25 protein-coding genes are annotated in these 25,640 nt (G+C 67.5%); 5 read left to right on the top strand and 20 right to left on the bottom strand.

Features of this window, described 5'->3' with window-relative positions:
• The first annotated feature begins 75 nt into the window (after nt 1–75).
• Complete coding sequence (locus AC3WJI_RS10210; RefSeq protein WP_492757155.1) at nt 76–2,937, top strand: TonB-dependent receptor; 2,862 nt, start codon at nt 76–78, stop codon at nt 2,935–2,937.
• 118 nt (nt 2,938–3,055) lie between these two features.
• On the opposite strand, the gene AC3WJI_RS10205 is transcribed toward AC3WJI_RS10210, so the two are convergent.
• The 9 genes from AC3WJI_RS10205 to AC3WJI_RS10165 all read right to left on the bottom strand — a co-directional run bounded on the left by AC3WJI_RS10205 (nt 3,056) and on the right by AC3WJI_RS10165 (nt 12,236).
• Nucleotides 3,056–3,757 carry an HAD-IA family hydrolase gene (locus AC3WJI_RS10205; protein ID WP_492757154.1) on the bottom strand — a complete coding sequence of 234 codons (702 nt, stop codon included), beginning with the start codon at nt 3,755–3,757 and terminating at the stop codon, nt 3,056–3,058.
• 37 nt (nt 3,758–3,794) lie between these two features.
• Complete coding sequence (locus tag AC3WJI_RS10200; protein WP_492757153.1) at nt 3,795–4,538, bottom strand: HAD-IIB family hydrolase; 744 nt, start codon at nt 4,536–4,538, stop codon at nt 3,795–3,797.
• Complete coding sequence (locus AC3WJI_RS10195) at nt 4,535–5,344, bottom strand: Cof-type HAD-IIB family hydrolase (RefSeq protein WP_492757152.1); 810 nt, start codon at nt 5,342–5,344, stop codon at nt 4,535–4,537. Before AC3WJI_RS10195 ends, AC3WJI_RS10200 begins: the two co-directional genes overlap by 4 nt.
• Nucleotides 5,341–6,765, bottom strand: coding sequence for a glucose-6-phosphate dehydrogenase (zwf, locus tag AC3WJI_RS10190; RefSeq protein ID WP_492757151.1), 1,425 nt, complete (start codon nt 6,763–6,765; stop codon nt 5,341–5,343). The genes AC3WJI_RS10195 and zwf overlap by 4 nt, the downstream gene beginning before the upstream one ends.
• Nucleotides 6,762–7,748 carry a phosphogluconate dehydrogenase (NAD(+)-dependent, decarboxylating) gene (gnd, locus tag AC3WJI_RS10185; RefSeq protein ID WP_492757150.1) on the bottom strand — a complete coding sequence of 329 codons (987 nt, stop codon included), beginning with the start codon at nt 7,746–7,748 and terminating at the stop codon, nt 6,762–6,764. The genes zwf and gnd overlap by 4 nt, the downstream gene beginning before the upstream one ends.
• Before the next feature lie 64 nt (nt 7,749–7,812).
• Complete coding sequence (gene tkt, locus AC3WJI_RS10180; RefSeq protein WP_492757149.1) at nt 7,813–9,888, bottom strand: transketolase; 2,076 nt, start codon at nt 9,886–9,888, stop codon at nt 7,813–7,815.
• Between the two features lie 78 nt (nt 9,889–9,966).
• Nucleotides 9,967–10,632, bottom strand: a complete 666-nt coding sequence (rpiA, locus tag AC3WJI_RS10175) for a ribose-5-phosphate isomerase RpiA (RefSeq protein WP_492757148.1) — start codon at nt 10,630–10,632, stop codon at nt 9,967–9,969.
• A gap of 40 nt (nt 10,633–10,672) precedes the next feature.
• Nucleotides 10,673–11,353 carry a tRNA (guanine(46)-N(7))-methyltransferase TrmB gene (trmB, locus tag AC3WJI_RS10170; protein WP_492757147.1) on the bottom strand — a complete coding sequence of 227 codons (681 nt, stop codon included), beginning with the start codon at nt 11,351–11,353 and terminating at the stop codon, nt 10,673–10,675.
• 25 nt (nt 11,354–11,378) lie between these two features.
• Nucleotides 11,379–12,236 carry an EAL domain-containing protein gene (locus AC3WJI_RS10165; protein ID WP_492757146.1) on the bottom strand — a complete coding sequence of 286 codons (858 nt, stop codon included), beginning with the start codon at nt 12,234–12,236 and terminating at the stop codon, nt 11,379–11,381.
• A gap of 161 nt (nt 12,237–12,397) precedes the next feature.
• Here AC3WJI_RS10165 and AC3WJI_RS10160 point away from each other — a divergent pair, with 161 nt between their 5' ends.
• Complete coding sequence (locus tag AC3WJI_RS10160; protein ID WP_492757145.1) at nt 12,398–13,033, top strand: phosphatase PAP2 family protein; 636 nt, start codon at nt 12,398–12,400, stop codon at nt 13,031–13,033.
• Here AC3WJI_RS10160 and AC3WJI_RS10155 read toward each other — a convergent pair.
• The 4 genes from AC3WJI_RS10155 to lnt all read right to left on the bottom strand — a co-directional run bounded on the left by AC3WJI_RS10155 (nt 13,013) and on the right by lnt (nt 17,613).
• Nucleotides 13,013–13,732, bottom strand: coding sequence for an EAL domain-containing protein (locus AC3WJI_RS10155; RefSeq protein ID WP_492757144.1), 720 nt, complete (start codon nt 13,730–13,732; stop codon nt 13,013–13,015). The two genes, AC3WJI_RS10160 and AC3WJI_RS10155, sit on opposite strands and share 21 nt — an antisense overlap.
• A gap of 133 nt (nt 13,733–13,865) precedes the next feature.
• Entirely contained in the window at nt 13,866–14,669 is an 804-nt protein-coding gene (locus AC3WJI_RS10150; protein ID WP_492757143.1) for a hypothetical protein, read from the bottom strand.
• Between the two features lie 98 nt (nt 14,670–14,767).
• Complete coding sequence (gene metK / locus AC3WJI_RS10145) at nt 14,768–15,979, bottom strand: methionine adenosyltransferase (RefSeq protein WP_492757142.1); 1,212 nt, start codon at nt 15,977–15,979, stop codon at nt 14,768–14,770.
• Nucleotides 15,980–16,053: 74 nt separating this feature from the next.
• The gene (gene lnt / locus AC3WJI_RS10140) at nt 16,054–17,613 is read right to left on the bottom strand and encodes an apolipoprotein N-acyltransferase (protein ID WP_492757141.1); all 1,560 of its coding nucleotides are present in this window, start codon (nt 17,611–17,613) and stop codon (nt 16,054–16,056) included.
• A gap of 163 nt (nt 17,614–17,776) precedes the next feature.
• Here lnt and AC3WJI_RS10135 point away from each other — a divergent pair, with 163 nt between their 5' ends.
• Together AC3WJI_RS10135 and AC3WJI_RS10130 are read left to right on the top strand one after the other, a co-directional pair.
• Nucleotides 17,777–18,196 carry a VOC family protein gene (locus AC3WJI_RS10135; protein ID WP_492757140.1) on the top strand — a complete coding sequence of 140 codons (420 nt, stop codon included), beginning with the start codon at nt 17,777–17,779 and terminating at the stop codon, nt 18,194–18,196.
• On the top strand, nt 18,196–18,498 hold the full coding sequence (locus tag AC3WJI_RS10130; RefSeq protein ID WP_492757139.1) for a polyhydroxyalkanoic acid system family protein: 303 nt from the start codon (nt 18,196–18,198) through the stop codon (nt 18,496–18,498). The genes AC3WJI_RS10135 and AC3WJI_RS10130 overlap by 1 nt, the downstream gene beginning before the upstream one ends.
• Before the next feature lie 108 nt (nt 18,499–18,606).
• On the opposite strand, the gene AC3WJI_RS10125 is transcribed toward AC3WJI_RS10130, so the two are convergent.
• The 6 genes from AC3WJI_RS10125 to AC3WJI_RS10100 are packed head-to-tail and all read right to left on the bottom strand — an operon-like array spanning nt 18,607 to nt 23,136.
• Complete coding sequence (locus tag AC3WJI_RS10125) at nt 18,607–19,989, bottom strand: PQQ-dependent sugar dehydrogenase (RefSeq protein WP_492757138.1); 1,383 nt, start codon at nt 19,987–19,989, stop codon at nt 18,607–18,609.
• Between the two features lie 2 nt (nt 19,990–19,991).
• The gene (locus AC3WJI_RS10120) at nt 19,992–20,915 is read right to left on the bottom strand and encodes a hemolysin family protein (RefSeq protein WP_492757137.1); all 924 of its coding nucleotides are present in this window, start codon (nt 20,913–20,915) and stop codon (nt 19,992–19,994) included.
• Between the two features lie 8 nt (nt 20,916–20,923).
• A complete protein-coding gene (gene ybeY, locus AC3WJI_RS10115; protein ID WP_492757136.1) occupies nt 20,924–21,433 on the bottom strand; it encodes an rRNA maturation RNase YbeY in 510 nt (169 codons plus the stop codon).
• On the bottom strand, nt 21,433–21,828 hold the full coding sequence (locus tag AC3WJI_RS10110) for a type II toxin-antitoxin system VapC family toxin (protein WP_492757135.1): 396 nt from the start codon (nt 21,826–21,828) through the stop codon (nt 21,433–21,435). The genes ybeY and AC3WJI_RS10110 overlap by 1 nt, the downstream gene beginning before the upstream one ends.
• Nucleotides 21,825–22,076: a type II toxin-antitoxin system VapB family antitoxin gene (locus AC3WJI_RS10105; RefSeq protein WP_492757134.1), complete on the bottom strand. Its 252-nt coding sequence runs from the start codon at nt 22,074–22,076 to the stop codon at nt 21,825–21,827. Before AC3WJI_RS10105 ends, AC3WJI_RS10110 begins: the two co-directional genes overlap by 4 nt.
• 49 nt (nt 22,077–22,125) lie before the next feature.
• Nucleotides 22,126–23,136 (bottom strand): PhoH family protein, encoded by a 1,011-nt coding sequence (locus AC3WJI_RS10100; protein WP_492757133.1) that lies wholly within the window; start codon nt 23,134–23,136, stop codon nt 22,126–22,128.
• A 294-nt stretch (nt 23,137–23,430) separates the two neighbouring features.
• Between AC3WJI_RS10100 and AC3WJI_RS10095 the strand changes: the two genes are divergently transcribed.
• A complete protein-coding gene (locus AC3WJI_RS10095) occupies nt 23,431–24,249 on the top strand; it encodes a hypothetical protein (protein ID WP_492757132.1) in 819 nt (272 codons plus the stop codon).
• Here the strand turns inward: AC3WJI_RS10095 and miaB are convergent.
• Nucleotides 24,246–25,571 (bottom strand): tRNA (N6-isopentenyl adenosine(37)-C2)-methylthiotransferase MiaB, encoded by a 1,326-nt coding sequence (gene miaB / locus AC3WJI_RS10090; RefSeq protein ID WP_492757131.1) that lies wholly within the window; start codon nt 25,569–25,571, stop codon nt 24,246–24,248. The genes AC3WJI_RS10095 and miaB overlap by 4 nt on opposite strands.
• Nucleotides 25,572–25,640 lie beyond the last annotated feature (69 nt).

The raw sequence follows: 25,640 nt of genomic DNA, 5'->3' as shown, positions 1-25,640 counted from the left end.
GGGCGTTACCAAACGCAATATATCGCGCTGCGCCGGTCATTGGACGCTGCCGTCATAACATATGGGAGACCGCCGATGACCCGACAGCGTTTCTGGCTTGGACTGGTGATGGGCAGTGCCAGCGCCACCGCGCTTCTCGCGGCATCCGCGGCGACGGCGCAGACGGTCGATTCCGCCTCCCAGGAACCTGCGGCGCAAACCGAGCCTCAGTCCGATGCGCCGGGCGACGACGTCGACACCGTCGTGGTGCGCGGCGTCCGCGGCAGCCTGCTCCGCTCGATCCAGGCCAAGCGCAACGCCGACACCATCGTCGACGCGATCTCTTCCGAAGAGCTCGGCAAGTTCCCCAACCGCAACGTAGCGGAGGCGCTCGCCAACATACCCGGCGTGACCGTCGGCCGCGACGGGCGCGGCGAGGGCCGGGACATCACCATTCGCGGGCTCGGCGAGAATTTCGCCATCACGACGTTCAACGGTCGCATCCTGCCGACCGACGGGGCGGACCGATCGTTCGCCTTCGACGTGCTGCCGTCCGAGATCATCTCGGGCGCCGAAGTGCAGAAGGCGATCCAGGCCTCGGCGCTCGAGGGCAGCATCGGCGGCAATGTCGACCTGCGCACCGCGCGCCCGCTCGACAATCCCGGCACGCACGCCTCGATCGCGATCGAGGGCCAGTATAACGATCTGGTCGAGAAGGGCGGCTACAAGGTCTCGGGGGTGTTCAGCACCAGCTTCGCCGACGGCACGATGGGCTTCCTGATCGGGGCGAGCTACAACAAGTACAAGTTCCGCACCGACAATCTCGGCGAATATTCGATCACCGACGGCACCGAGGCGGGGTACGGCGTCGATTTCGACCGCAACGGCCAGATCAATCCCGACGAGAACGGCCCGGCGTTCATCTGGCCCGATTACTATAGCGTCGGCTATGTGACCGGCGAGCGCGAGCGGATCGGATCGGCGGCCTCGTTCCAGTGGAAGCCGTCGAGCGATTTCGAGCTGACGATCGACGGGCTTTACAGCCATTACGACGTCACCCAGCACAATTACCGCTCGTCCAACTATCTCAACCCGCTCGGCGACGACGGGTCGCTGCGCTGGGACCCGGCATCGATCCAGACCGACGCCAACCATGTCGTCACCAATTTCGCGCTCGACGATCTCGTCGCCGAAGTGCTCACCACCGACGAGCCGCGCAAGAGCCAGACCTACCAGATTGGCGGGCATATCGACTGGCGCGCGAGCGACACGCTCAAGTTCGCGCTCGACGGCTATTTCGGCAAGGCGCGCGACAATGCCGGCGGCAGGAACCGCTTCGTCGTCGCCGGCATCCCCGGCGCCTCCGCGACCTTCGCGGCGCGCGAGGGCGGCATCCCCGACCTCGACATCACCATTCCAGGCGGACGCTCGCTCGACGATGCGACCAACGACGATTTCCGCGCGCACTATATCGGCATCCAGGGCCAGGACATCGAGGACCGCACCAAGGGAGTGAAGCTGGACGGCACGTTCGAGATCGGCGGTCTGTTCAAGTCGATCAGCTTCGGCGGCGCCTGGACCGATCGCGAGAAAACCGTCGAGACGATCGACAATCAGTACACCACGTCGTGCAACTATTGCGGCTATCCGTTCACCTTCGGCCAGCTCGGCGCGCAGGTCGTCCGCCCAGGCAATAGCGGCGGCATCCTCGACAAGCTGCAAGGCAATTTTCCGCGCAACTTCCCCTCGTTCGACATCGACACCTATCTCGCCGCCTTGCCCAAGGCGGACAATAATCCCGCGATCCTCGATCCCAACAGCTGCCTCGACGCCACCGGCGCGCCGATCCCGGGCTGCACGCTGTCGCCCTATCCGGTCGGCTATTCGACCCAGGTGATCGAGCCCGATCTTCCCGCCTCCTATCGCATCAAGGAGCGGACCTGGGCGGGCTATGCCCAGATCAACTTCGAGGGGAGCCATTGGCGCGGCGACATCGGCGCGCGGCTGGTCTCGACCAAGGTCTCGTCGACCGGTTACGGCGCGACGATCGCGAGCATCATCCCCCGCGCGGGCACCCAGGACAACGACGTCGACTTCAATCCGGTCGATGCGATCAACGGCGGCGGCGACTATACCCGGCTGCTCCCCGCCGCCAATTTCGCATATGATCTGAGCGACGGGCTGCGCCTGCGCCTCGCCGCGTCGAAGGCGATTTCGCGGCCTACATTCGGCGAGCTTTCACCGGCCAAGGATGCCACCTCGGCGCAATCGGGCACCTACATCATCTACGATGCCGGCAATCCGAACCTCAAGCCGACCGAGGCGAGCCAGCTCGACGCGTCGCTGGAATTCTACCCGTCGAACCGCCTCGCGCTGACCCTGGCCGGCTTCTACAAGCACATCACCAATTTCGTCTCGACGGTGCCGGTCGACGTCACGATCACCCCGACCGCGCAGCCGGCGAACCAGCAACAAGCCTTCCCCTTCGTCGAATATCAGGTCGTCAACGGCGATGCGGCGGACGTCTACGGTGTCGAGCTGGGCGGCCAGTATTTCCTCGACAACGGCTTCGGCGTGCAGGCCAATCTGACCTACAATCATTCGCGCGCGAAATCGGGCGACGTCACCACCGACCTGCCCGGTGCGATCCCGTTCTCGGCGAACGCCAAATTGTTCTACGAGAAGAACGGTATCGGCGCGCAGGTCTCGTACAGCTACCAGTCGCGCTACGTCTACGCCCAGTCGGGCAATCTCGGCTATCTTCCGGTCAAGGAGGATCCCTATCACGAGATGTCGGCGAGCCTGTCGTACGACGTGACCAAGAATCTGTCGGTCTACGTTCAGGGGTCGAACTTGCTCGGCTCGGAGACCAAGCGGTTCAACACCTATCGCAACGTGCCCAATTTCTACGAATATTCCGGCCGCTCGTTCTTCGCGGGAATCCGCGCGCGTCTCTGAGGGGAGACGCCGCGGCGGGCTGGAGATCGACGCTCTGGTCCAGCTCGCTAAACTGTTCCCCGGCGAAGGCCGGGGCCCAGGTTCGACGAACGCGCGACTGGAGCATTTCCTCTCCACGTCATTGCAGCTGGGCCCCGGCCTTCGCCGGGGAACAATCTCCGACCAACCGGAGCGTGCCGTCGGGCGCGGCTTCGGGACGGAGGGCGCGATAATCGCGGACATGGAAGCGGGCGGCATTTGCGCCATGCGACGGATGCGTCGCCTCCACCACGATCACCGTGCCGCCTGCCGCTTCGGCGGCGGCGATTCCGGCGGGCGCGTCTTCCCAGATCAGGCATTGGGCGGGGTCTACGCCGAGCGCCTTCGCGGCGGCGCGGAAGCCGTCGGGCGCCGGTTTGCCCCGCGTCACATCCTCAGCCGCGATCAGCACTTCGGGGATCGGCAGTCCCGCAGCTTCGATGCGCCGTAGCGCGAGCAGCCTGGGCGCGGAGGTGACGATCGCCCAGCGGGCGCGGGGAAGCCGCTCGAGAAAGGTCCGCGCGCCGGCTACCTCCTTCACACCGTCGACATCGGCGATCTCGGCGGCGGTGATCGATGCTGCCTCGTGTTCGACGTTCATATCCGGCGTAGCGAAGCGCCGGACGGTCTCGATCACGCGCACGCCGTGCAGGACCTTGATGACCTCCGCCGCGTCGAGCCCGTGCCGCTCGGCCCAGCGTCCCCAGATCCGATTGGCTACGGCGATGCTGTCGAGCAGCGTGCCATCCATATCGAACAGGAACGCCGCAAAGCTCTGGGCGGGGATCCGGTCTTCGGTCATCAAGGTCTCGTCGGTCGAAGGGGAGTATCGCCTGGCGTCAGCGCAGCCAGGCGGTGAGGGCGCGGAGGATGCTCGCCGTTTCTGCGGGATCGCGGACGCGCACCGAGTCGATCCCGGCGGCGCGGACCGGATCGTCATTGCCGCCCGGATAGATCGCGTCGCCGAGGAACAGGATCGCCTCGCGCGCCACCTCGGCGTGCTCGACCAGCCGCCCGATCGCATAGGCCTTGTCGACGCCCTCGCGGGTGATGTCGATCGAGGTCGATCCGCCGACCTTGATCGAGAAACCGGGCAATGCCGCGACGAGCTTCTGCTGCATCGCTTTGCGCTTCGCGAGGTCGGGATCCCAGGCCTTCTTTTCGGCGAGCGGCGCCTGCTGACCGAGCGCGGAGAAGGTGATCTGGCTGCCGCGGTCTTCGATCTGCTCGCCCCAGACCTGCTCGGGCTTCGGCACCGAGTCGCTGGCCTGATCGAGCGCAGCGAGGATCCGGTCGCGTTCCTCGGGTGCAAAGGTTTCGGCATAGACCTGGGCCCAGCCGCCGCCAGCGAAGCGGTAGAGCTTGGCGCCGGTGGTCGGCATGATGAACAGGCGGTCGAGACGCGCGCCTTGCGGCAACCGCGCGACGACCTGCGTCTCGAATCGCGGCCAGTCGCCGCCCGAGATCACTGCGACGAGCGCGAGATCGAGCAGCCGGCCGAGCAATTCGGCCATGTCGGCGTCGATCGGCTGCTTGCTCTCGGCGAGCGTGCCGTCGAGGTCGAAGGCGATCAGCGTCTTCATTGCGATTCCGCCAGCGGCAGCAGGATGCGGTCGATCGCCTGGGCGACGCCGTCCTCGGCGTTCGAACCGGTGACTTGCGTTGCCGCCGCGCGGACCTCGTCGGGCGCCTGCCCCATTGCGATCGACAGCCCGGCGCGCGCGAACATCGCCAGGTCGTTGCGCTGGTCGCCGATAACCGCGACTTCGTCCAGCGGCACCGCCATCGCCTCGGCGAGCGCGGCGACGCCGTCGCCCTTGTTCGCGGCGGCGGCGGTGATGTCGAGATAATAAGGCTGCGAGCGCGCGACATTGGCGCCCGTGCCGAGGGCTTCGGCGACTTCGGCCTCGAGCGCGGCCAACATCGGGTGATCCTGCGACACCGCGACGATCTTGTCGGTGTCGCCGGCGAAGCGCGACAGATCATCGCACAGCACCGGCTCCTGATTGGCGGAGACGCGCTCGCGCGGGGTGAAATGGTCGTCGAGCCGATCGGTGTGCCATTGGCCGCGGGCGAACAGCCAGCGGATCACGCCGGGCCGGTCGATCAGCGCCAGCGCGCGCGTCGCGATCTCGGGGGCGAGATGCGTTGCCGAGAGGATGGTGCCGTCGGGGCGCAGGATCGTGCCGCCGTTGAACGCGCCGATCGGCGCGGTCAGCCGCAGCCGCTCGGCGATCCACAGCATGCCGCTCGGCGGGCGCGCGCTGATCAGCGACATCGGCACGCCCGCCGCGGCGAGGCGGCGTGCGGCCTCGATCACCGGTTCGCCCAGGCTCTTGTCGGGGCGCACCAGAGTGCCGTCGATATCGGAGATGAAGAGGCGTATCATCCGATCGCGTGCCATTCGCGGCCGTCGCGGGCGAGCAAGGCGGCGTCGGGGCCGGCGCCGCCCGCGGGATATTCGTCAGGAGCGCCCGATCGCCAGGCGTCGAGCAGCGGTTGCACTGCGCGCCATCCGCCCTCGATCTGGTCGGCGCGCTGGAACAGCGTCTGGTCGCCGATCAGCACATCGTACAGCAAGGTCTCATAGCCGGTGCGGTGGCCGAGATCGAACTGCTCGGCATAGGCGAAGTGCAACGCCGCCGGCACGGTCTCGACCAAGGGGCCGGGCTGCTTGACTGCCATCTCCAGCCGGAGCCCTTCGTCGGGCTGGATCTGCAGCACCAGCCGGTTGGGCGGCAGTTTCTCGGTCGGCGTATCGCGGAACAGCATCAGCGGCGCGTCGCGGAACTGGATGACGATCTCGGTGTCGCGTGCCGCCAGGCCCTTGCCGGTGCGCAGATAGAAGGGCACGCCGTGCCAGCGCCACGTCTCGACCGCGACCTTCATCGCGACATAGGTCTCGGTGCGGCTGTCGGGCGCGACGTCGGGGCTCTCGCGATAGGGGGTGACGTCCGCGCCACCGGCCGCGCCGCCGAGATACTGGCCGCGCACTGCGTCCCGCGGATCGATCGGCGTGATCGCGGCGATCGCCTTCGCCTTTTCGGTGCGCAGTGCCTCGGCATCGAAGCTGTTGGGCGGCTCCATCGCGACCAGAGCGAGCAGCTGGAACAGATGGTTGGGAACCATGTCGCGCAGCGCGCCGGTCGCATCGTAGAACGCGCCGCGGCTGCCCACCGTCACCGTTTCCGCCGCGGTGATCTGGACATGGTCGACATAGCGGCTGTTCCACACCGCCTCGGTGAGCGCGTTGCCGAAGCGCGCGACGACGATGTTCTGGACGGTCTCCTTGCCCAGGAAATGGTCGATCCGGTAGATCTGGGCCTCGCGCATATGATCGAGCAGGTGCCGGTTGAGCGCCTGCGCCGAGGCGAGGTCGGTCCCGAACGGCTTCTCGACGACCAGGCGGCGGAAGCCGTCTTCCTCGTCGAGCAGCCCCGCCTTGCCGAGCTTCTCGCCGATCGGGCCGAAGAAGTTGGGCGCGGTGGCGAGGTAGAAGATGGCGTTGCCGGTGACGCGGCCCTTCAAATCGTCAAACAGCGCGTCTCCGGTAAAGTCGCCGCGCAGATAGGCGATCCGTTCCTGCCAGCTTTGCCATTCGGGCCCGTCTTCGACAAAGGCGCCGAGCCTCTCGCGCAGCGTCGAATCGTCGCCCTCGCTATGGCCGATGCCGAGCAGGCGGGTGTCGGGGTCGAGCAGCCCGGCTTTCTCGAGATTGACCAGAGCCGGCATCAGCAGCCGGCCGGCGAGGTCGCCGGTCGCGCCGAAGATCACCAACGTGGCGGCGGGCGCCGCCGGCGCATCGCTCATTGCGGCATCTCGACATGCCCGCCAAAGCCGAAGCGCATCGCCGAGAGCAATTTGTCGCCGAACGTGCTGTCGACTCGGCTGCGATAGCGCGCGAACAAGGCGGCCGAGAGGACGTAGGCCGGCACCGCCTCTTCCATCGCCGCGTCGATCGTCCACTGGCCCTCGCCCGAATCGGCGACCTTGCCGCTATAGGCGTCGAGCGCCTGATCCTTGGCGAGCGCGTCGGCCGAGAGGTCGAGCAGCCAGGACGAGATCACCGAGCCGCGTCGCCAGACCTCGGCGATGTCGGTGAGGTTGAGCTCGAAGCGCTGGTCTTCGGGCAGCCGCTCGGACGCCTTGCCCTTGAGCACGTCGAAACCCTCGGCATAGGCCTGCATCAGGCCGTATTCGATGCCGTTATGGACCATCTTCACGAAATGGCCCGACCCGGCATTGCCAGTGTGGATATAGCCCTTCTCAGCGCGCGGATCGCAGCCCTCGCGGTCCATCCGGTTGGGGGTGTGCGGAATCGTGCCGACCCCCGGCGCCAGCGCGTCGAAGATCGGGTCGAGCAGGTCGACCGTCGCCTTCTCGCCGCCGATCATCATGCAGAAGCCGCGCTTGAGCCCCCAGACCCCGCCCGACGTGCCGACATCGACATATTGGATGCCGCGTTCGGCCGCGACTTTGGCGCGGCGGATATCGTCCTTGTAGAAGCTGTTGCCGCCGTCGATGACGATGTCGCCCGGCTCGGCGATTCCCATCAGCGCCTCGACGGTGCTCTCGGTCGGCGCGCCCGCCGGGAGCATCACCCAGAAGATCCGCGGGGCCGTCAATTTGGCCGCGATGTCCTCCAGCGAAGTCGCCGGCGTCGCGCCGTCCTTGGCGAGCGCGTCAACCGCTTCGGCGCTGCGATCGAAGCCGACGATCTCGTGCCCATGCTCCATCAGCCGGCGCGCGATCCCCGCCCCCATCCGGCCGAGGCCGATCATAGCAAGACGCATCCGCAGGGTTCCTTTCGTTCGATGTCAGTGTGCGGCGAACATGGCGGCGTTCAGGTCCGGCGCCTCATCCGGTCTTCCCCAGCAGCGCGCGCGCCTGCCGGACGATATTGTCGACCGAGAAGCCGAATTTCTCCTGCAGCTTGGCGAGCGGCGCCGAGGCGCCGAAGGTCGACATGGTGATCGTCGCGCCGTCGCTGGTGACGTAGCGGTCCCAGCCGAACGATCCGGCCTGCTCGACGGCGAGGCGGGCGGTGACTTTCGGCGGCAGCACGCTCTCGCGATAGGCGCGGTCCTGCTTCTCGAAGAGGTACCAGCTCGGCAGCGACACCACCCGCGAGCGCACGCCCTCGGCGGTCAGCCGCTCATGCGCCTCGACCACCATCGGCAGCTCGGAGCCGGTGCCGATCAGGATGATCTCGGGCGCGCCGCCCTCGGCGTCGCCGAGGATGTAGCCGCCCTTCTCCAGCCCGTCGGCCGAGGCATATTTGCCGCGATCGAGCGTCGGGATCGCCTGGCGCGAGAAGATCAACGCGGTCGGCTCGTGGCTATGCTCGAGCGCGACCTTCCAGGCGACCGCGACTTCGTTGGCGTCGCCTGGGCGGATCGTGTCGAGCCCCGGGATCGAGCGCAGTGTCGCGAGATGCTCGATCGGCTGGTGGGTCGGGCCGTCCTCGCCGACGCCGATCGAATCGTGGGTGAACACGAACACCACCGGCAGCTCCATGATCGCCGCCAGCCGGATCGGCGCGCGCATGTAATCGGCGAAGACCAGGAAGGTGCCGGTGTAGGGCCGCAAGTAGCTCAGCGCCATGCCGTTGGCGATCGAACCCATGGCATGCTCGCGCACCCCGAAATGCAGGTTCTTGCCGGCATAATCGTTCGCCTCGAACGAGGCCGCGCTTTTGATGTCGGTCTTGGTCGACGGCGACAGATCGGCGGCACCGCCGAGAAGAGCGGGGATGTGCGGGGCGACGGCATTGAGCACCTTGCCGCCGCTGTCGCGCGAGGCGAGGCCCTTGGCGTCCGCGTCGAAGCTGGGGATCGCATCCTGCCAACCCGCGCGGATCTCGCCGCGGCGCAGGTCGTCGATCTCGGCGGCCTGCTCGGGGAAGGCATCGCGGTAGCGCGCGAACAGCTTCTCCCATGCCTCGCGCCCCGGCTTGCCGCGCTCCGACACCGCGCCGCCGAACGCCTCGGCGACGCCGTCGGGCACCAGGAACTGCGCGTCCTCGGGCCAGCCATAAGCGCGCTTGGTCGCGCGGACATTGTCCTCGCCCAGCGCCTCGCCATGCGCCTTTTCGGAGCCCGCGCGCGGCGAACCCCAGCCGATCACCGAACGCACGACGATGAAGGTCGGGCGGTCGTCGGTCGCCTTGAACGTCTCGATCGCCGCGGCGAACGCCTCGGTGTCGTTGGCGTCGTCGACATGAAGCACGTTCCAGCCATAGGCCTCGAACCGCTTGCCGACGTCTTCGTCGAAGGCGAGATCGGTGCTGCCCTCGATCGAGATATGGTTGCTGTCGTAGATCCAGCAGAGGTTGGAGAGCTTGAGGTGCCCGGCGACCGAAGCGGCTTCGCCCGAGACGCCCTCCATCATGTCGCCGTCGCCGCACAGGACGTAGACGTCGTGGTCGAACAGGTCGAAGCCGTCGCGATTGTATCGCGCGGCGAGTGCGCGCTCGGCGATCGCCATGCCGACCGAATTGCCGCAGCCCTGGCCTAACGGGCCGGTGGTGGTCTCGACGCCGCTGGTCATGCGATATTCGGGGTGGCCTGGGGTCTTCGACGAGAGCTGGCGGAACTGCTTGATGTCGTCGAGGCTCACTGCGGGCTGGCCGGTCGGCTTTCCGTCGGCGTCGATCTCGCGCACCCCCGCAAGATGAAGCACCGCGTAGAGCAGCATCGAGGCATGGCCCACCGAAAGCACGAACCGGTCGCGATTGGGCCAATCGGGCGTCGCCGGATCGTAGCGAAGGAAGCGCGTCCACAGGGTATGCGCGACCGGGGCCAGCGCCATCGGCGTTCCCGGGTGTCCGCTATTGGCCTTTTGCACCGCGTCCATGGCCAGCGTGCGGATGGTGTCGATCGCGAGGCGGTCGGGCGACCCATCCTCGCGGAGGCTGTCGGCGGTATCGGGCATGGATCGGCAACTCCTATGTTGCGCTGCAACGGGCAGGCCGGCGAAAGGCTGCATCGAATTGCGCCGGTCCGTTGGTCGTCAACGGCGCGACTCGAAACGCACCTCGCCGGTTTCGTCGGCGAGGTAAAGGCCGTGGATCTCGGTGAGGAAGAGTCCGTGGCCGAACGCGCCCGGAAGCTCGGACAAAGCCGTGGCCAGCGCCGCCGGATCGGCGATGGTCTCGAACCGGCAGTCGAGAATGAAGTTTCCGGAATCGCTGAGGAAGGGATCGCCGGCATCGCCGCGCAGCGTCGCCGATCCGCCGAGCTGTTCGACCCGCGCAGTGATGAAGCCTTGCGCTGCCGGGAGAATCTCCACCGGCACCGCGCGGCCGCCCAGCCGGTCGACGCGCTTCGACGCATCGGCGATCGCGACGTTGCGCTTCGCCATCGAAGCGACGATCTTCTCGACCAGCATCGCCCCGCCGCCGCCCTTGATCGCGCGCAACTGGGGATCGATCTCGTCGACGCCGTCGATGCACAGGTCGATCGCGCGCAGGCCGCGCAGGGGGAGGAGCGGGATGCCGACAGCAAGCGCCGCGGCTTCTGTGCGCCGTGAGGTCGCCACCGCAGTGATCGAGAGCCCGGCGGCCACGCGCTCGCCGATCAACTCTACTGCGAAGGCGGCGGTGCTCCCGGTCCCGAGGCCGACCACCATGCCGTCGCGCACTTCCGCGACGGCTGCCGCCGCAGCGGCGCGCTTCATGGCTGAGTCGTCCAGAGTCACGGTGTCCTCCGCTTGGGTCTCAGACTCGCAGGTAGCGGAAGTACCACACCTCGTGCCCCTGGCGTCGGGCTTTGCGTTCGTAGCGGGTTTCGGGCCAATCGTCGGGGCGGGTGAGGAAATCGGCGGCACTCTGCGCCTGCCAGACGAAGTCGCGGCGGCGATTCATCACCATCATCGACCAGCGGCAATAGGTCGGGTCGTCGGTGCCCAGGCGGAATTCGCAGCCCGGCTTGAGCTTGGCGGCGATCATGTCGAGCGGGCCGTCATTGACCATCCGGCGCTTGGCATGCCGCGCTTTGCGCCACGGATCGGGATGGAGCAGGTAGACTCGGCTCAGGCTCGCGTCCGGCAGGCGTTCGAGCGCGTCGAGCGCGTCGCCCATGTGAAGGCGGACGTTATTCAGCTTGTCGTCGCGGATATGGTTGAGCGCGCCGACGACGCCGTTGAGGAAGGGCTCGCAGCCGATAAAGCCGTGATCGGGGCGCATCGCGGCCTGGCCGGCGAGATGCTCGCCCGCACCGAAACCGATCTCGAACTCTAGCGGGCGATCCTCGCCGAACAGCGTGAAGGCATCGAGCGGGCCGCTATCGGGGATGCTCACTTCGGGCAGCAGTTCCTCGACCAGGGCAGCCTGGCCCTGGCGCAACTTATGTCCCTTGGCGCGGCCGTAGAGCCGGCGAATGGTGATCGGATCGGGCATGCCGCCTGTTAGCGCCGCGGCGCGGCTACGCAACCTGCATGGTGAGTGCGGCCTCGGCCGGGCGGGCGGCGCGCAACGGGAAGGCGGCGCGGTTGTGATGCGCGAGGCGGCGATGCAGCGGCGGAGTGATCCCGCGCATCTCGCGGCGGACCATATCGGCCTGGGGCATGGCGGCGGCGCCGATCTGGAAGTGGCGAACGCCCATTGCGTGGAGCACGTCATGTTCGGCGCGATTCTCGACGCCGCGGGCGATCACGGTGACGCCCATGTTGCGCGCGAGGCGCATCACGCCTTCGGCCATCAGCCGGCGCGAGGCGCTGCCGCCGATGCCGCGGACCAGCGACGGATCGAGCTTTACGAAGCGGGGGGTGAAGCGGGCGAGCAGCTTGAGCGCGACGGGGCCTGCGGCGAAGGCGTCGAGCGTGATCGAAATTCCGCGGCGGGTGCAAGCTTCGGCGAGGGCTGCGGCCTGATCGAGATCGCCGCGCTCGTCGGCGCTGATCTCGACAACCAGCCGGTCGGTGGCGATGCCGCTGGCCAGCGCGGCGCGGAAGAGGTGCGAGAGGAGCGGTTCGGCGAGCCCGGCGGCGGCGCCGAGCGGCACGGCGACCAGCGCCTCGCCGCGGTGGAGGCCGAGCGCCACGGCGCGCTCGAGCGCCAAAGTGATGCGGCGCGCCTCGAGTGCGGAGCGCTGCTCGGGGAGCAGCGAGGCCGAGATCGCTGCGAAGCTGCGTCCGTCCGCGCCGCTTGCGACTGCCTGCCAGGCGAAGGGACGATCGGCGCCCTTGGCGATCATCGCGTGGAAGCCGATCGTGAGATCGAGACGCGGATCGGCGCGGTTGAGCGTGGCGGTCGGCAAAGCGGCGGGCTGGGCAGCGGTCATGCGATCTCCTCTTCGCCGTCTGAAATATTCGTTAACGGTATCTTCGCCCATTCCGTGCGTCGCCGCATTGGATTCCCACCGATAGGGATTCCCCTGGGTTCCGCGCCGCGCCGCCCGGAGTCGCGGATCGAACCCCTCGGCGTCTCGCGGGTTGTTGCGGCATGGCAAGGAAGAAGCTGAAGGCACCCAAGGCGGCACGCCGCGCCAGCAGGGTCGAACGAATCGACGCGGCGGTGTCGACCGAATTGATGCGCCACCGCGAGAATCGCGTCGTGCGCGCGCTCGGATTCGCCAGCGAAGCCGCGGACCAGCCGCCGCTGATCGGCGCGTCGCTGGCGACGATCGGCCTCGGTGCGGCGCTACGGCGTCCAAGGCTGGCGCGCGCGGGGATGCGCATGCTGGCGAGCGAATTGGTGGCAACGGCGATCAAGGGGGCGATCAAGCACCGCGTCAACCGCACTCGGCCGCACAAGATGCTCGCCGATGGCCGCTACGCGCTGCACACCGACCACAAGGGTAGCAAGGACGAGGGGCCTTGGAACAGCTTTCCCTCGGGCCACACTGCGGGTGCGGTCGCGGTGGGCCGGGCAGTGAGTCGCGAATATCCGGCGGCGGTGCCCGCGGCGGGGCTGGCATCGCTCGCGGTTGCGTTGCTCCAGCTGCCGCGCGGCAAGCATTTCGTCAGTGACGTGATCGCCGGCGCGGCGATCGGGGCAGCATCGGAAGCGTTGGTCGATGGGGTGGCGCGGCGGCTCGATCGCCGCGTGCGCCGGCGCTCAGGCGGCGGCGCGGCGTAGGTTCGGCGTAGGCAGCGCGCGTACCGCGGGGCTGGCGATCTCTTCGCCCTGCACCAAGGTGATGCCGAAACCGCGCAGGCGCTGCAGCACCGGCTCGCTGTCGACTCCGGTGGCGATCACCTTGAGGCCGAGCTGGCGGATCCGCGGGGTCAGATCCTCGAGGACGAGGCGGCGCGACCAGCTGCTCGCGATCGCGCTGACCAGCTCCGATTCGAGCGTGACGAGGTCGGGCAGATAGCGGCCGCACAAAGCGAGCCCGGCATGGCCGGCGCCCAGGCCGACGAACGCGGTTAGCGGACCGGCCTTGCGATGGACGTCGATGATCTCGGCAAGCTCGCGGCCGGCCAGGCGGCGATAGCCTTCCAGCCCGAAGATCAGGCGCTCGGGGATGAGGCCGGCACCGCGCGCGACGCGGAGGATCGGCTCGAGATGCTCGGCGGGCTTGCCGATCGACTCGGCCTGGACCGGGATCAGCAGGCGGGAACCGCTGGTGCCGAGCCCCGACGCCATCGCCCAGCGGATCGCACCGGCGGCGCAGCGCTGGTCGAAATTGGCCCGAGCCTCGGCCGGCAAGGTCTCGAAGATCTGCGCAGCCGTCTCACCATTCGGCCCGCGGATGATCGCCTCATAGGAATAGACGCGGCTGGCCGAGATGTCGGCGATCGGCTGAAAGGCGATGGTAATGCCCGAGTCGGACATGGGCTTGCCTTCCGATTCCGATGTCACTGGTTGCGACTCCAACGTTCCCGCTCCTTTGCACCCTAGCTAGTGAACAAATGCGGTTACCCCAGGGTTAACGGCGGCTCCGTAGATTCACGCGACTGCGCTTCTGCTACTTCCGGCCGGGGTCGAGACAACGGATACTCCGATCGCCATCGACTGCCCAGACCCTCGTTGCGCTCGTCGCGACGTACACCGGCTTGCCCGCTGCGAGCGAGGAAAAGACATGGATCTCGGTCGGCACCGGGTCGAGCAGGTGGGTAATGAACAGCCATTTCGCGGGGCCGTTCCCGTTCACCGGCGCATTGGTCGGCACCGGGATACACGCTTTGGAGAAGGCGCGGACGGGACCCGGCTTTCCGTCTGGCGAAACGTCGATGCGGTAATGCCCGCCGAACGGAAGCGAGGTCATGTCGCTCTGCGGTGTCAAATAATAGACGCTGACCGGGCTGTCCGGACCAGCAGGCGGCAGCACCACCGTGTTGAATGCCTGGCCGGAGCAGGGGCCGACCTTGCTCGCCGCCAGAACGGCGTTGGCAGACCGCACGGCGGCAATCATCCGCTTGCGGCTCACCGTGAGACTGCGATCGTCACCGGGGCCGAGCACGCGCGAGGAAAGCAGCTTCCCACTCGTGAACGACGCGACGTAGACGACATGCGGATCGGCGATGTCCTTGTCGTAGAAGACAAGCTGCGCGGCGTCGGCGGGTCCGTCGACGATCCAGCCACCAACCAGATTCTGGGGATTGCCGACTTTCGCGATCATGTCGTCGGTGCCGTGCCACGCAGCCTGATCGTAGGCGTAGAGCAGCCGACCGCGCTCGACCGCGTCGCGAAGCGCGGTGGCTTCGTCGCCGGTCTGTGCGAATGCCTGCGGCGCGAGCGCCAGAGCAATTGCCAGCACTGTCAGACGCATTCGAGCCTCCCCTTTACGAACCTATCGTGACCGGGACCGGCTGAAACGAAAAGGGCCGGAGGATTTCTCCCCCGGCCCCTTATGCGCTTCGAAAAGGATCAGGCCAATGCGGCCTTGAGGTCTTCGACGAGGTCGGTCTTCTCCCAGGGGAAGAAGTCGCCCTCGGGCTTGCGGCCGAAATGACCGTAGGCCGCGGTCTTCTGGTAGATCGGCTTGTTGAGGCCGAGATGGGTGCGGATGCCGCGCGGGGTAAGCCCGCCGAGCTTCGCGATGCCCATGATCGCGTCTTCGATCTTGTCGTCGCCGACGGTGCCGGTGCCGTGGGTGTCGACGTAAAGCGACAGCGGCTTCGACACGCCGATCGCGTAAGCGAGCTGGATCGTCACGCGCTGGGCGAGGCCCGCGGCGACGATGTTCTTCGCCAGATAGCGGGTGATGTACGCCGCCGAGCGATCGACCTTGGTCGGGTCCTTGCCCGAGAAGGCGCCGCCGCCGTGCGGGGCCGCGCCGCCATAGGTGTCGACGATGATCTTGCGGCCGGTCAGGCCGGCATCGCCGTCAGGGCCGCCGATCTCGAAGCTGCCGGTCGGGTTGATGTGATATTCGGTCGCGTCCGAAAGCAGTTCGGCCGGAAGAATGTCGGCAACGACCTTCTTCACATACGCGTGGAGCTCGGCTTCCTTGTCGCCCTCGTCATAGCCCTTGCCGTGCTGGGTCGAGACGACGATCGCGGTCGCGGCGACGGGCTTGCTGCCCTCGTAGCGGAGCGTCACCTGGCTCTTGGCGTCGGGCTCGAGGAACGGCGCGGCGCCCGAATGGCGGTCGGCGGCCATGCGCTCGAGGATCTTGTGGCTGTAATAGAGCGTCGCCGGCATCAGATCCGGCGTGTCGTTGGCGGCATAGCCGAACATGATGCCCTGGTCGCCGGCGCCTTCGTCCTTGTTGCCGCCCGCGTCCACGCCCTGCGCGATGTGCGCCGACTGCGGATGCAGATTGTTCTCGAAGCGGAAGCTTTCCCAGTGGAAGCCGTCCTGCTCATAGCCGATGCGCTTCACCGTATCGCGGACGGTCTTCTCGACTTCGTCCTTGACGCCCGGTGCCCAATTGCCGGCCTCGTCCATGATCCCCTTGCCGCGGATCTCGCCGGCGAGGACCACGAGCTGGGTGGTGGTGAGCGTCTCGCACGCGATGCGCGCTTCGGGGTCCTTCGACAGGAACAGATCGACGATGGCGTCGGAAATCTGGTCGGCGACCTTGTCGGGATGGCCTTCCGAAACCGATTCGGACGTGAAGAGATAATTGGAACGCATGATTTTCCTCGAGTCGTGGGAAGGACAGCCGGGCCGTTGCCATGCCCATATAAAGCTTTCCTTATATGTGCTCCCTAGCGGGCGCGGCGGCGCAACGCAATCGCGAACAAATACAGGGCGCCGGCGACGAGGAAGGCTAACCAGTTCCCGGCGCGCGCGAACAAAGTCGGCGGGAGCGGGCGAGGCAATGCCAGCTCGATCGCGCCCTCCTGGCCGTGCGGGATCGATTCGAGCACCCGGCCGCGCGCGTCGATCACCGCCGAGATGCCGGTGGGGGTCGAGCGCAGGATCGGCAGCCCCTCCTCGATCGCGCGCAGCCGCGCCTGGGCGAGGTGCTGGGGCGGACCCCATTTGCCGAACCACGCGTCGTTCGACGGATTGAACAGGAAGGCCGGGCGATTGCGCCGATCGACGACTTGCCCCGAGAAGATGATCTCGTAGCAGATCTGGATGCCGGCCTTGCCGAAGCCGGGCGTCTCGATTGCGCGCGGGCCGGGGCCGGGGACGAAATCGATCTCGCCCATCACCAGCCGGGCGAGGCCGAGCGGGGCGAGCAGCGTGCGCATCGGCAGATATTCGCCATACGGCACGAGGTGCGCCTTGTCGTAGCGCTGGCCGAGACGGGCGTTCGGATCGAGCGACCAGACCGAATTGCCGGCGCCGCTCAACTGGCCGTCCTTGCCGAAGAACAAGGCGGTGCCCCCGATCAGCGCCGCGTCGCGCGGCCCGAGCTTCGTTGCGATGCGGATGCGGACCCAGCGCGGGTCGCCGCGGCCGTAGAAGCGGGTGTCGGGATAGCCGTCCTCGACATAATAGTTGACCGTGCCCTCGGGCCAGACGAGCAGCCGCGGCGCCTGCCCCGGCTGGCCGCTCCATTCGAGCAGTTTCACCAGCACGCGCTCGGGGTAATCGGCGTCGCCGACGCCTTCCTGCCCGATATTGGGCTGGACCACGCGTACCCGCGGCGCCGCCGGATCGGGAACGGCCGGGGTCTGCGAGAAGTCCATCGTGACGAGCGCGAGCACCGCCAGCAGCGGGGCGCCGATCAGCAGCGGGCGGTAGTGGCGTTGCGACGCGAGGAAGAGCAGACCCGCGGCGAGCATCGCGACGCCCGACAGCGCATAGGTGCCGATCCACGCCGCGACCTGGACCAGCGGCGTCGGCAGCCAGATCACGCCCAGCGGGTTCCACGGATAGCCGGTGAACAGCACGCCGCGCAGATATTCGGTGAGGATCCACGAGGCCGCGGCGGCCAGGACGAAGGCGAGATCGGGCTCCTGCCATCCGGCGCGGCTCTTGACCGTACGGGCGAAGCGCCAGGCGAGCCCCATCGCGAACGCAGGATAGATCGCCAGATACAAGGCCAGCAGCACCACGGCGAAATAGCCGAGCACCGGCGGCATCTTGTCCTGGAAATCGAAGGCGTGCTGGATCCAGTTGTTGCCGACGGTGAAATGCCCGACCCCGAACACCCAGCCGCGCAGCAGCACCGACTTGAGCGTCGGCGCGGTCCAGCTCAGCCAGAGCAGGAGCGCGAAGGCCAGCAGGGCGATCGGCCACAAATTGAGCGGCGCGAAACCGGTGGCGGAGACCAGGCCGGCGAGGAGCGCGGTGAGCAAGGGACGGGAGGGCATCGGGAGGGGCTTAGCCGATCCTCCCCCGGAGGGGGAGAGGGACCGCGAAGCGATGGAGGGGTAGTTGCCCCAAGGGCTGAACCATCGCTCGTGGAGACTACCCCTCTGCCGGCTTCGCTGGTCCCCCTGCCCCTCCGGGGGAGGATCTGATAGCAGCGCGCCCATGACGCTGCGTCCCTTCCATCTCGCTTTCCCGGTCCACGACCTCGCCGCCGCGCGCGGCTTCTATGGCGAGGTGCTCGGCTGCCCGGAGGGGCGCGCGTCCGAGCATTGGATCGACTTCGACTTGTTCGGCCACCAGATCGTCGCGCATCTCGACCCTGCCGCGAAGCCGGTGACGGTCGCGAACCAGGTCGACGGCCACGACGTGCCGGTGCCGCATTTCGGCGTGGTGCTCACGATGCCTGACTGGGAAGCGCTCGCCGCACGCGTCGAAGCGGCGGGGATCGCGTTCGGGATCGCCCCGCATGTCCGCTTCAAGGGCCAGGTCGGCGAGCAGGCGACGATGTTTTTTCGCGATCCGAGCGGCAACGCGCTCGAGTTCAAGGCGTTTGCCGATGATGACATGTTGTTTGCACGCTGATGGCTGACCCGATCGTCCTCGACATCCCGCACAAACTGGGCCGCGACGCCGCACGTGCGCGCATTGCCGGCGGGGTCGGCAAGATCGCCGAAGTCGTGCCCGGCGGCGGGCAGGTCGAGCAACGCTGGGAGGGCGACACGCTCCACTTCACGGTCAGCGCGATGGGGCAGCAGGTGGCGAGCCGGCTGCAGGTCTATGAGGACAAGGTCCACGCCGAAGTCCATCTGCCGCCGATGCTGGCGTTGTTCGCGGGCAAGGTCCGCGACAAGCTCGCCGAGAAGGCGACCGTGCTGCTGAAGTAAAGCGGGTCACCCTCACCCTTCCGGCGCTTCGCGCCTCCTTCCCTCTCCCGATGGGAGAGGGAAGGGGCTCGCCGCCGAAGGCGGTGGGAAGGATGAGAGCGACGGGAGCTACTTCGCGCTGACCCGCCAGATCACGTTCCCGACATCGTCCGCGACCAGCAAAGCGCCGGTCGCGTCGGTGATCACGCCGACGGGGCGCCCGCGCGTGGTCTTGCCGTCGGGGCTGAGGAAGCCGGTGAGCAGGTCGACGGGCTTGGCGTCGCGCACCGGGAAGCCGTTGTCGGCGAAGGGCACGTAGACGACCTTGTAGCCGGACTTGGGCTCGCGGTTCCACGATCCGTGCAGCCCGACGAACGCGCCGTTCGCCCAATTGCCGCCGAGCTTGGCGTCACCGGCGAAGCTCAGCCCGAGTGGCGCGGTGTGCGGTCCGAGCGCGAAATCGGGACGGCGGGTATATTCGCGCAGGTCGGGTCGCTCGGGGGTGACGCGCTTGTCGACATAGCCGCCCCAGAAATTCCACGGCCAGCCGTAAAAGGCGCCGAGATCGACCTGGGTCAGATAATCCGGCGGCATGTCCGATCCGAGCATGTCGCGCTCGTTGACCACGGTCCACAGCTGGCCGCTCTTGGGCTCGAACGCCATGCCGTTGGGATTGCGCAGTCCCCAGGCATAGACGCGCAGCTTCCTGGTGTCCGGGAAGACCTGAAGGATCATCGCGCGGCCGGGCTTGGTCGAGGCGGCGGCCATCTCGGCGGCCGACTGCGCGCTATAGGTCGGGCCCTCGGCGTCGAGGCCGTTCTCGGCGATGTTCGAGGAGGAACCGACGCCGACGTACAAGGACTTGCCGTCGGGCGCGGCGAGCACGTTGCGCGCCCAGTGATTGCCGCCGCCGGGCAGGTCGACGACCTTTTCGGGCTTGGCGGTGATCCTGGTCTGGCCAGGCGTGAACGGATAGCGGACGAGCGCGTCCGTATTGCCGACATAGAGCCAGCTGCCGACCACGGCCATGCCGGTCGGCGAATTGAGCCCGGTGAGCAATGCCGACCGCTGGTCGGCCACGCCGTCGCCATTGGTGTCCCGCAGCAGGGTGATGCGGTTGGGCGAGGGCACGGCGGCACCGGCCTGGCCGAGCAGCACGTTCATCACCTTGCCGGTGATCCCGCCGCCCTTGCGCGGCGGCGAATTGGTCTCGGCGACCAGAACGTCGCCATTGGGCAGGCGGTAGAGCCAGCGCGGATGCTCGAGCTTGTCGGCGAAGGCGGCGACCTGCAGCCCCGCCGCCGCGGTCGGCTTCGCGCCGCCGGTCCAGCCGATCGGCTTGGCGATGCCGACGGTCGGCACGTTCTGGATCCGCGTCTCGGTGAGCTGCGGCACCCGTCCGGTGACCGCCTGTTCGCTGAGATGCGCCGTGTCGGGCCGGCTGATCCAGAACCAGCCGGCGACGGCCAGTGCGATCAGCACGGCCAGGACGATCAGGATGCGCTTGAGCATGGTTATTCCTCGTCCTCGGCGAGCTTCTTGGGCGGGTGCAGCCGCAAGCGAGTGACCTTGCGCGAATCGGCCTCGGTCACTTCGAGCGTCCAGCCGCTGGCGTGCACCAGGCATTCGCCCGCGGCGGGCACGTGCCCGGCCAGCACGAACGCCAGCCCGCCGAGCGTGTCGACATCCTCCTCGACCTCGCCCAGCCGCGAATCGACCGTCTCGGCGACGTCCTCGAGCTCGGCGCGGGCATCGGCGTCCCAGCCGCCGCCGTCGATCGGCACCAGCAACGCGGTCGGCGCCTCGTCATGCTCGTCCTCGATCTCGCCGACGATCTCCTCGATCAGGTCCTCGATCGTGATCAGCCCCTCGGTGCCCGAATATTCGTCGACGACGATCGCCAGATGCGTGCGGTTCGACCGCATCTGCGCGAGCAGGTCGAGCACCCCCATCGACTGGGGGACGTAGACCGGCTGGCGGATCAGCCCGGCGATGCTCGGCGGGTGCGGCGCGCCGGTGGCGAGGATCGCGAACACGTCCTTGACGTGGACCATGCCGATGACGGTATCGAGCTCGTCGCGATAGACCGGCAGGCGGCTGTGCCCCGCCTCGGCGAACAATTGGACGAGATCGGCGAAGCTCGTCGCCTCTTCGACCGCGACGATGTCCGCGCGCGGCACGCCGACATCGCCCGCATCGCGCTCGCCGAAATGGAGCAGGTTGCGCAGCATCTGGCGCTCGATCGGCGCAAGGTCTCCGGCGGGCGCCTTGCCGCCTTCGTCCTCATGCTCGTCGATCGCTTCCTCGATGCGGTCGCGCAGCGTCTCTTCCTGCTCGTCGCCGAACAGCAAGGTGCGGATTCCCCGCCATATGCCGCCGCTCTCGGAAGGGGACTCGTGGGTGCCGGTACTATGTCCGGTACTGGGGCCCTCGGGCATGTTCGTGTTCAGTCCTCGCGTACGGAGTACGGGTCGTGCAGGCCGAGACTGGCGAGCGCGGCGCGCTCCATGTCTTCCATCGCCTCGGCCGGGGCGTCCTCCATATGGTCATAGCCTAGCAGATGGAGCACGCCGTGGACAATCAGGTGCGTGGCATGATCCTCGACGCTGACGTCGCGCTCCGCCGCCTCGGCGACGCAGACCCCGTGCGCCAGGACGATGTCGCCGAGGATGACTTCGCCGTCGTCGCTATTCTGGGTCACCGTCTCGAGCAGGTCGGGCTGGACCATCGGGAAGGACAGCACGTTGGTCGGCTTGTCCTTGTGGCGATATTGCCGGTTGAGCGTCTGGACCTCGTCGTCACTGGTCAGCCGCACCGCGATCTCGATCACGCTCGGCCAGTCGCGCCATTCGCCGAAAGGCGACTGGGCGATCGCGGCATCGGCAGCGCGGGCGGCGAGGGCTTCCCAATCGCCCTCGGGCCAGGGGTCTTCGCGAAGGGCGGCGACGTCAAGCATCAGGCGAGATCCGTGTGTCTGAAGTCGTTGCCCTTGTAGAGTAGGCGCGCATTGTTGGCCTTGGCACAGGCATAAGCGAAACAGTCACCCATGTTGAGGCGGGCGGGGTGCCGCCCTTTCCCGTATTTGAGATAGGCATCCAGCGCGAGCGTCAGTTCATTGCTGCCTACAGATATCAGGCGGAGCGGAAGCACAGCCGCGGCGTCCTCCACCTTCGTCCGTGCCACTTCCACCGGGAGCTCGTAAGAGGATCGCAAGCTGGAAACGGTCTCCCAGCAAGACATCGGCGACCAGAGCGGGTCGTCATCGGCGTGGACGGCGTGGAGGAAGCTATCTTGCTCGTCCTCTCCGGCAATCATGACAACCAACGCTGAAGCGTCGACGAACAACGTCATTCCTCGCCCCAAAGCCGGTCGAAAAATGCCTTGTCCGCCTCAGGCCCGGTCCGAGTCAGCGGCGGGAAGCGTCGTTTATAATCTTTCAGCCACGCCTCGCGCGAAAGGGAAGACGCCTTCGGGTCGATCTCCTCCTCGGCCTTACGCAACGCATCGCGGACCGCTTCGGTCTTGGTAACGCCCCGTCGTTTGGCCACGCGCGACGCCAATTCCGCCGTCTCCGGATCCTTTATGAAAAGCGACGCCATCTCAGGCCTCCTCTGGATATCCCGAACATAACTTTGGATATCCCGCGCTTCAAGCGCCCGGCCCCTCATACGCCTGCACGATCCGTCCAACGATCGGATGCCGCACCACGTCCGCTGCGGTGAACCACGAAAAGGCGATGCCCTCGACGCCCTCGAGCCGCCGCACCGCGTCGTTCAGCCCCGAGGCGGGCGGGCCGCCGGGCAAGTCGACCTGGTTGGGGTCGCCGCAGATCACCATCCGGCTGTTCGCGCCGAAGCGGGTCAGGAACATCTTCATCTGCGCCGGGGTGGTGTTCTGCGCCTCGTCGAGAATGACGAAGGCGTCCGCCAGCGTGCGCCCGCGCATGAAGGCGATCGGCGCGATCTCGATCTCGCCGCTGGCGATCCGCCGCTCGACCTGCTCGGCGGGCAGGCAATCGTAGAGCGCGTCGTAGATCGGGCGGAGATAGGGATCGACCTTCTCCTTCATGTCGCCGGGCAGGAAGCCCAGCCGCTCGCCCGCCTCGACCGCCGGGCGCGACAGGATCAGCCGCTGGACCGTCCCCGTGATCAATTGCGCGACTGCCTGGGCGACCGCGAGATAGGTCTTGCCGGTACCCGCCGGCCCCAATGCGAAGATCATGTCGTTCGATACGAGCTCACGCATGTAGTGCGTCTGCGCGACCGAGCGCGGGACGATCGTCTTCTTGCGCGTGCGGATCATGATCGGCGGGGTGCCGCCGCCGCTCTCCGCTGGTTCGGCGCGGACGATTCCGGTGAGCGTCGGTTCGCTGGACATCGCGATCACCGCATCGATCAGCCCGGTGTCGATGTCCTCGCCGCGGATCACCCGGCTGTGGAGCTCCTGGAGCACTTCGCGCGCATGCGCGACGGTCTCGGCCGAGCCCTCGATCACGACGCGCTGGCCTCGGGCGTGGATATACACGCCCAGCCGCTCCTCGAGCGCGAGGATGTTCGAATCATATTCGCCGAACAATTGCGGCAGCAGCTGGGGCTTGTCGAACGTGACCTCCACCCGCGAGCGTTCACCGGATTGGGCGGGGACGGGCTTGCGGCTCATGCGGCTCCTTGCGGATGAAAGTTTAGAAAGTTGCGGTCCTGGCGCGGTTCGATCCGCCGGACGCAGGGTGCGCGGCCCCTTGAGGCGAAACCGAGGCGGATGCGGAGGGTTCCGTGGCGCATGACTCGGCGCCGAGGATGACAGAGCGAATCCAACTTTGACAGGGGAGGGCGCGGCACGGCGCCAAATAAAATGCCGGTGTGACGCTGCGACGACAGCGAAGCATGGCTGCACGATCGCGATTGCATCGCTTTCGCGCAGTGATAGCGTGCGGCCCAAGGGGGAACATCACACATGCCGTACCGACACGCACACTGGTATCTGCTTGCGATTTTCCCGCTCGCGGCGCTGGCATTCTGGCCGGGCTATCTGTCGCAGATGCGCACGGCACCCGCGCAGATGCATCTGCATGGCGTGACGGCGACCTTGTGGCTGGTGCTGCTCGTCGCACAGAGTTGGACGATGCGCGCCGGAGCGCGCGCGCTGCATCGCAAGCTCGGGCTGCTGAGCCTCGCCTTCTTTCCGCTCTTCCTCGCCGGGGGCGCCGGCATTTTCCTCGGCATGGCGCAGCATTATGCGCAGGCCGAGTCGCCCTTCTACATCCAGTTCGCGCCGCGGCTGGCGCTGATCGACATCGTTTCGGTCGCGGCCTTCGCGCTGTTCTTCCACGAGGCGCTGCGCCACCGCCGACGGGTGCATCTCCATGCGGGCTATCTGCTCGCCACTGCGGTCCTGCTGTTGCCGCCGATCCTCGGCCGGCTTGCGCCGCTGCTCCCCGGCCTCGGCATTTCGGGGCCTGCCGACTTCTGGAAGCTCGGGATCGGCTTCCAGCTCGGCAACGCCGCCGCCGCGGCGCTGGCATTCGCGATCGCCGCGCGGCGCGGAAAGGACGGGCTGCCATTCGTACTCGCCGGGACTGCGGTGGTGATCGCGGCGCTGCTTTATCAGACGCTCGGCGTGGCGCCTGCGTGGCTGCGGGTGTTCGCAAGCGTCGCGGCGCTTCCAGTCGCGCCGCTCGCACTCATCGCAGCGCTCGCCGGGGTGGCGATCGCGGCGTCGGGCTGGTTCAGCGGGGGCAGCGCGCCACGGCGATCTCCGCCACAGCCCGTCTAGGCCGCGACCCGCATGCGCTCGACCCCGGTGAGCGAATTGGCATAGCCCGCCTGGATCTCGACTTCGATCATGTCGCCGATTGCGGCGCTGGTCTCGAGATAGACCGACTGGAGCCAGGGCGACTTGCCGAGCATCTGGCCGGGCAGCTTGCCGCGGCGCTCGACCAGGACGTGGCAGGTCTTGCCGATCGTGGTGCGATTGAACGCTTCCTGGTCGCGGTTGAGATGCGCCTGGAGCCGCTGGAGGCGCTCATCCATCACTTCGGCGGCAACGAAGCCGTCGACCATCTCGGCGGCCGGCGTGCCGGGGCGCGGGCTGTACTTGAAGCTGAAGCATTGCGCATAGCCGACCGCGTCGACGAGGCTGAGCGTCTCCTCGAACTCGACCTCGGTCTCGCCGGGAAAGCCGACGATGAAGTCGCCCGACAGCGCGATGTCGGGCCGCGCGGCGCGGACGCGGTCGAGGATGCGCAGGTACGAATCGCGCGTGTGCGACCGGTTCATCGCCTTGAGCACGCGGTCGCTGCCCGCCTGCACCGGCAGATGGAGGAACGGCATCAATTTCTCGACCTCGGCATGCGCGCGGATCAGGCCTTCGCGCATGTCGTTGGGATGGCTGGTGGTGTAGCGGATGCGGTGCAGCCCCTCGATCCGGTCGAGGGCGCGGATCAGCCCGTGCAGGCCATGGCCCTCGGCATCGTCCCAGGCGTTGACGTTCTGGCCGAGCAAGGTGATTTCGCGCGCGCCGGCGTCGACCAGCGCCTTGGCCTCGTCGACGATCGCGTCGAACGGGCGGCTGATCTCGGCGCCGCGCGTATAGGGAACGACGCAATAGGTGCAGAATTTGTCGCAGCCTTCTTGGACGGTGAGGAAGGCCGAAGGGCCGACCTTGCGCCGCGCGGGCAGCGCGCCGAACTTGGCGGTGGCGGGCATGTCGGTGTCGAGCGCGGCGGTGCCTGCGGCGGCCTCGGCGACCAGCGCCGGCAGATTGTGATAGGCCTGCGGGCCGACGACGACGTCGACCTTTGCGCGCGTGACGATCTCCTCGCCCTCGGCCTGCGCGACGCAGCCGGCGACGGCGATCATCGGCGCCGCGCGATCGGCCTCGCGCGCGTGCTTCCGCAGCCGCCCGATGTCCGAATAGACCTTCTCGGTCGCGCGCTCGCGGATATGGCAGGTATTGAGCACGACGAGGTCGGCGCTGTCGGCATCGGTCGCGGTCATGCCTTGCGCGGCCATCAGCTCGCTTATGCGCTCGCCGTCATAGACGTTCATCTGGCAGCCGAACGACTTGACGTGGAAGGTCTTGGGAGTCGGTTTCATGATCGGCGGCGCTATAGCGCTGAAAGGCGACAACATTAAGCCCCTCCCCTTCAGGGGAGGGGGAAGGGG

The organism is Sphingomonas sp. FW306-1B-B10E (assembly GCF_058782005.1).
This window is presented reverse-complemented; position numbering and strand designations above follow the sequence as displayed.

What these genes read in the sequence shown, in the direction of transcription:
- AC3WJI_RS10155 (WP_492757144.1), bottom strand. Translation starts at nt 13,732, where the DNA reads ATGTCCGACTCGGGCATTACCATCGCCTTTCAGCCGATCGCCGACATC.
- AC3WJI_RS10165 (WP_492757146.1), bottom strand. Translation starts at nt 12,236, where the DNA reads ATGACCGCTGCCCAGCCCGCCGCTTTGCCGACCGCCACGCTCAACCGC.
- AC3WJI_RS10120 (WP_492757137.1), bottom strand. Translation starts at nt 20,915, where the DNA reads ATGCCCGAGGGCCCCAGTACCGGACATAGTACCGGCACCCACGAGTCC.
- AC3WJI_RS10200 (WP_492757153.1), bottom strand. Translation starts at nt 4,538, where the DNA reads ATGAAGACGCTGATCGCCTTCGACCTCGACGGCACGCTCGCCGAGAGC.
- AC3WJI_RS10125 (WP_492757138.1), bottom strand. Translation starts at nt 19,989, where the DNA reads ATGCTCAAGCGCATCCTGATCGTCCTGGCCGTGCTGATCGCACTGGCC.
- AC3WJI_RS10150 (WP_492757143.1), bottom strand. Translation starts at nt 14,669, where the DNA reads ATGCGTCTGACAGTGCTGGCAATTGCTCTGGCGCTCGCGCCGCAGGCA.
- rpiA (WP_492757148.1), bottom strand. Translation starts at nt 10,632, where the DNA reads ATGAAGCGCGCCGCTGCGGCGGCAGCCGTCGCGGAAGTGCGCGACGGC.
- AC3WJI_RS10110 (WP_492757135.1), bottom strand. Translation starts at nt 21,828, where the DNA reads ATGACGTTGTTCGTCGACGCTTCAGCGTTGGTTGTCATGATTGCCGGA.
- AC3WJI_RS10205 (WP_492757154.1), bottom strand. Translation starts at nt 3,757, where the DNA reads ATGACCGAAGACCGGATCCCCGCCCAGAGCTTTGCGGCGTTCCTGTTC.
- AC3WJI_RS10135 (WP_492757140.1), top strand. Translation starts at nt 17,777, where the DNA reads ATGACGCTGCGTCCCTTCCATCTCGCTTTCCCGGTCCACGACCTCGCC.
- AC3WJI_RS10105 (WP_492757134.1), bottom strand. Translation starts at nt 22,076, where the DNA reads ATGGCGTCGCTTTTCATAAAGGATCCGGAGACGGCGGAATTGGCGTCG.
- zwf (WP_492757151.1), bottom strand. Translation starts at nt 6,765, where the DNA reads ATGAGCGATGCGCCGGCGGCGCCCGCCGCCACGTTGGTGATCTTCGGC.
- AC3WJI_RS10130 (WP_492757139.1), top strand. Translation starts at nt 18,196, where the DNA reads ATGGCTGACCCGATCGTCCTCGACATCCCGCACAAACTGGGCCGCGAC.
- AC3WJI_RS10195 (WP_492757152.1), bottom strand. Translation starts at nt 5,344, where the DNA reads ATGATACGCCTCTTCATCTCCGATATCGACGGCACTCTGGTGCGCCCC.
- miaB (WP_492757131.1), bottom strand. Translation starts at nt 25,571, where the DNA reads ATGAAACCGACTCCCAAGACCTTCCACGTCAAGTCGTTCGGCTGCCAG.
- AC3WJI_RS10160 (WP_492757145.1), top strand. Translation starts at nt 12,398, where the DNA reads ATGGCAAGGAAGAAGCTGAAGGCACCCAAGGCGGCACGCCGCGCCAGC.
- gnd (WP_492757150.1), bottom strand. Translation starts at nt 7,748, where the DNA reads ATGCGTCTTGCTATGATCGGCCTCGGCCGGATGGGGGCGGGGATCGCG.
- AC3WJI_RS10095 (WP_492757132.1), top strand. Translation starts at nt 23,431, where the DNA reads ATGCCGTACCGACACGCACACTGGTATCTGCTTGCGATTTTCCCGCTC.
- ybeY (WP_492757136.1), bottom strand. Translation starts at nt 21,433, where the DNA reads ATGCTTGACGTCGCCGCCCTTCGCGAAGACCCCTGGCCCGAGGGCGAT.
- AC3WJI_RS10100 (WP_492757133.1), bottom strand. Translation starts at nt 23,136, where the DNA reads ATGAGCCGCAAGCCCGTCCCCGCCCAATCCGGTGAACGCTCGCGGGTG.
- trmB (WP_492757147.1), bottom strand. Translation starts at nt 11,353, where the DNA reads ATGCCCGATCCGATCACCATTCGCCGGCTCTACGGCCGCGCCAAGGGA.
- metK (WP_492757142.1), bottom strand. Translation starts at nt 15,979, where the DNA reads ATGCGTTCCAATTATCTCTTCACGTCCGAATCGGTTTCGGAAGGCCAT.
- AC3WJI_RS10210 (WP_492757155.1), top strand. Translation starts at nt 76, where the DNA reads ATGACCCGACAGCGTTTCTGGCTTGGACTGGTGATGGGCAGTGCCAGC.
- lnt (WP_492757141.1), bottom strand. Translation starts at nt 17,613, where the DNA reads ATGCCCTCCCGTCCCTTGCTCACCGCGCTCCTCGCCGGCCTGGTCTCC.
- tkt (WP_492757149.1), bottom strand. Translation starts at nt 9,888, where the DNA reads ATGCCCGATACCGCCGACAGCCTCCGCGAGGATGGGTCGCCCGACCGC.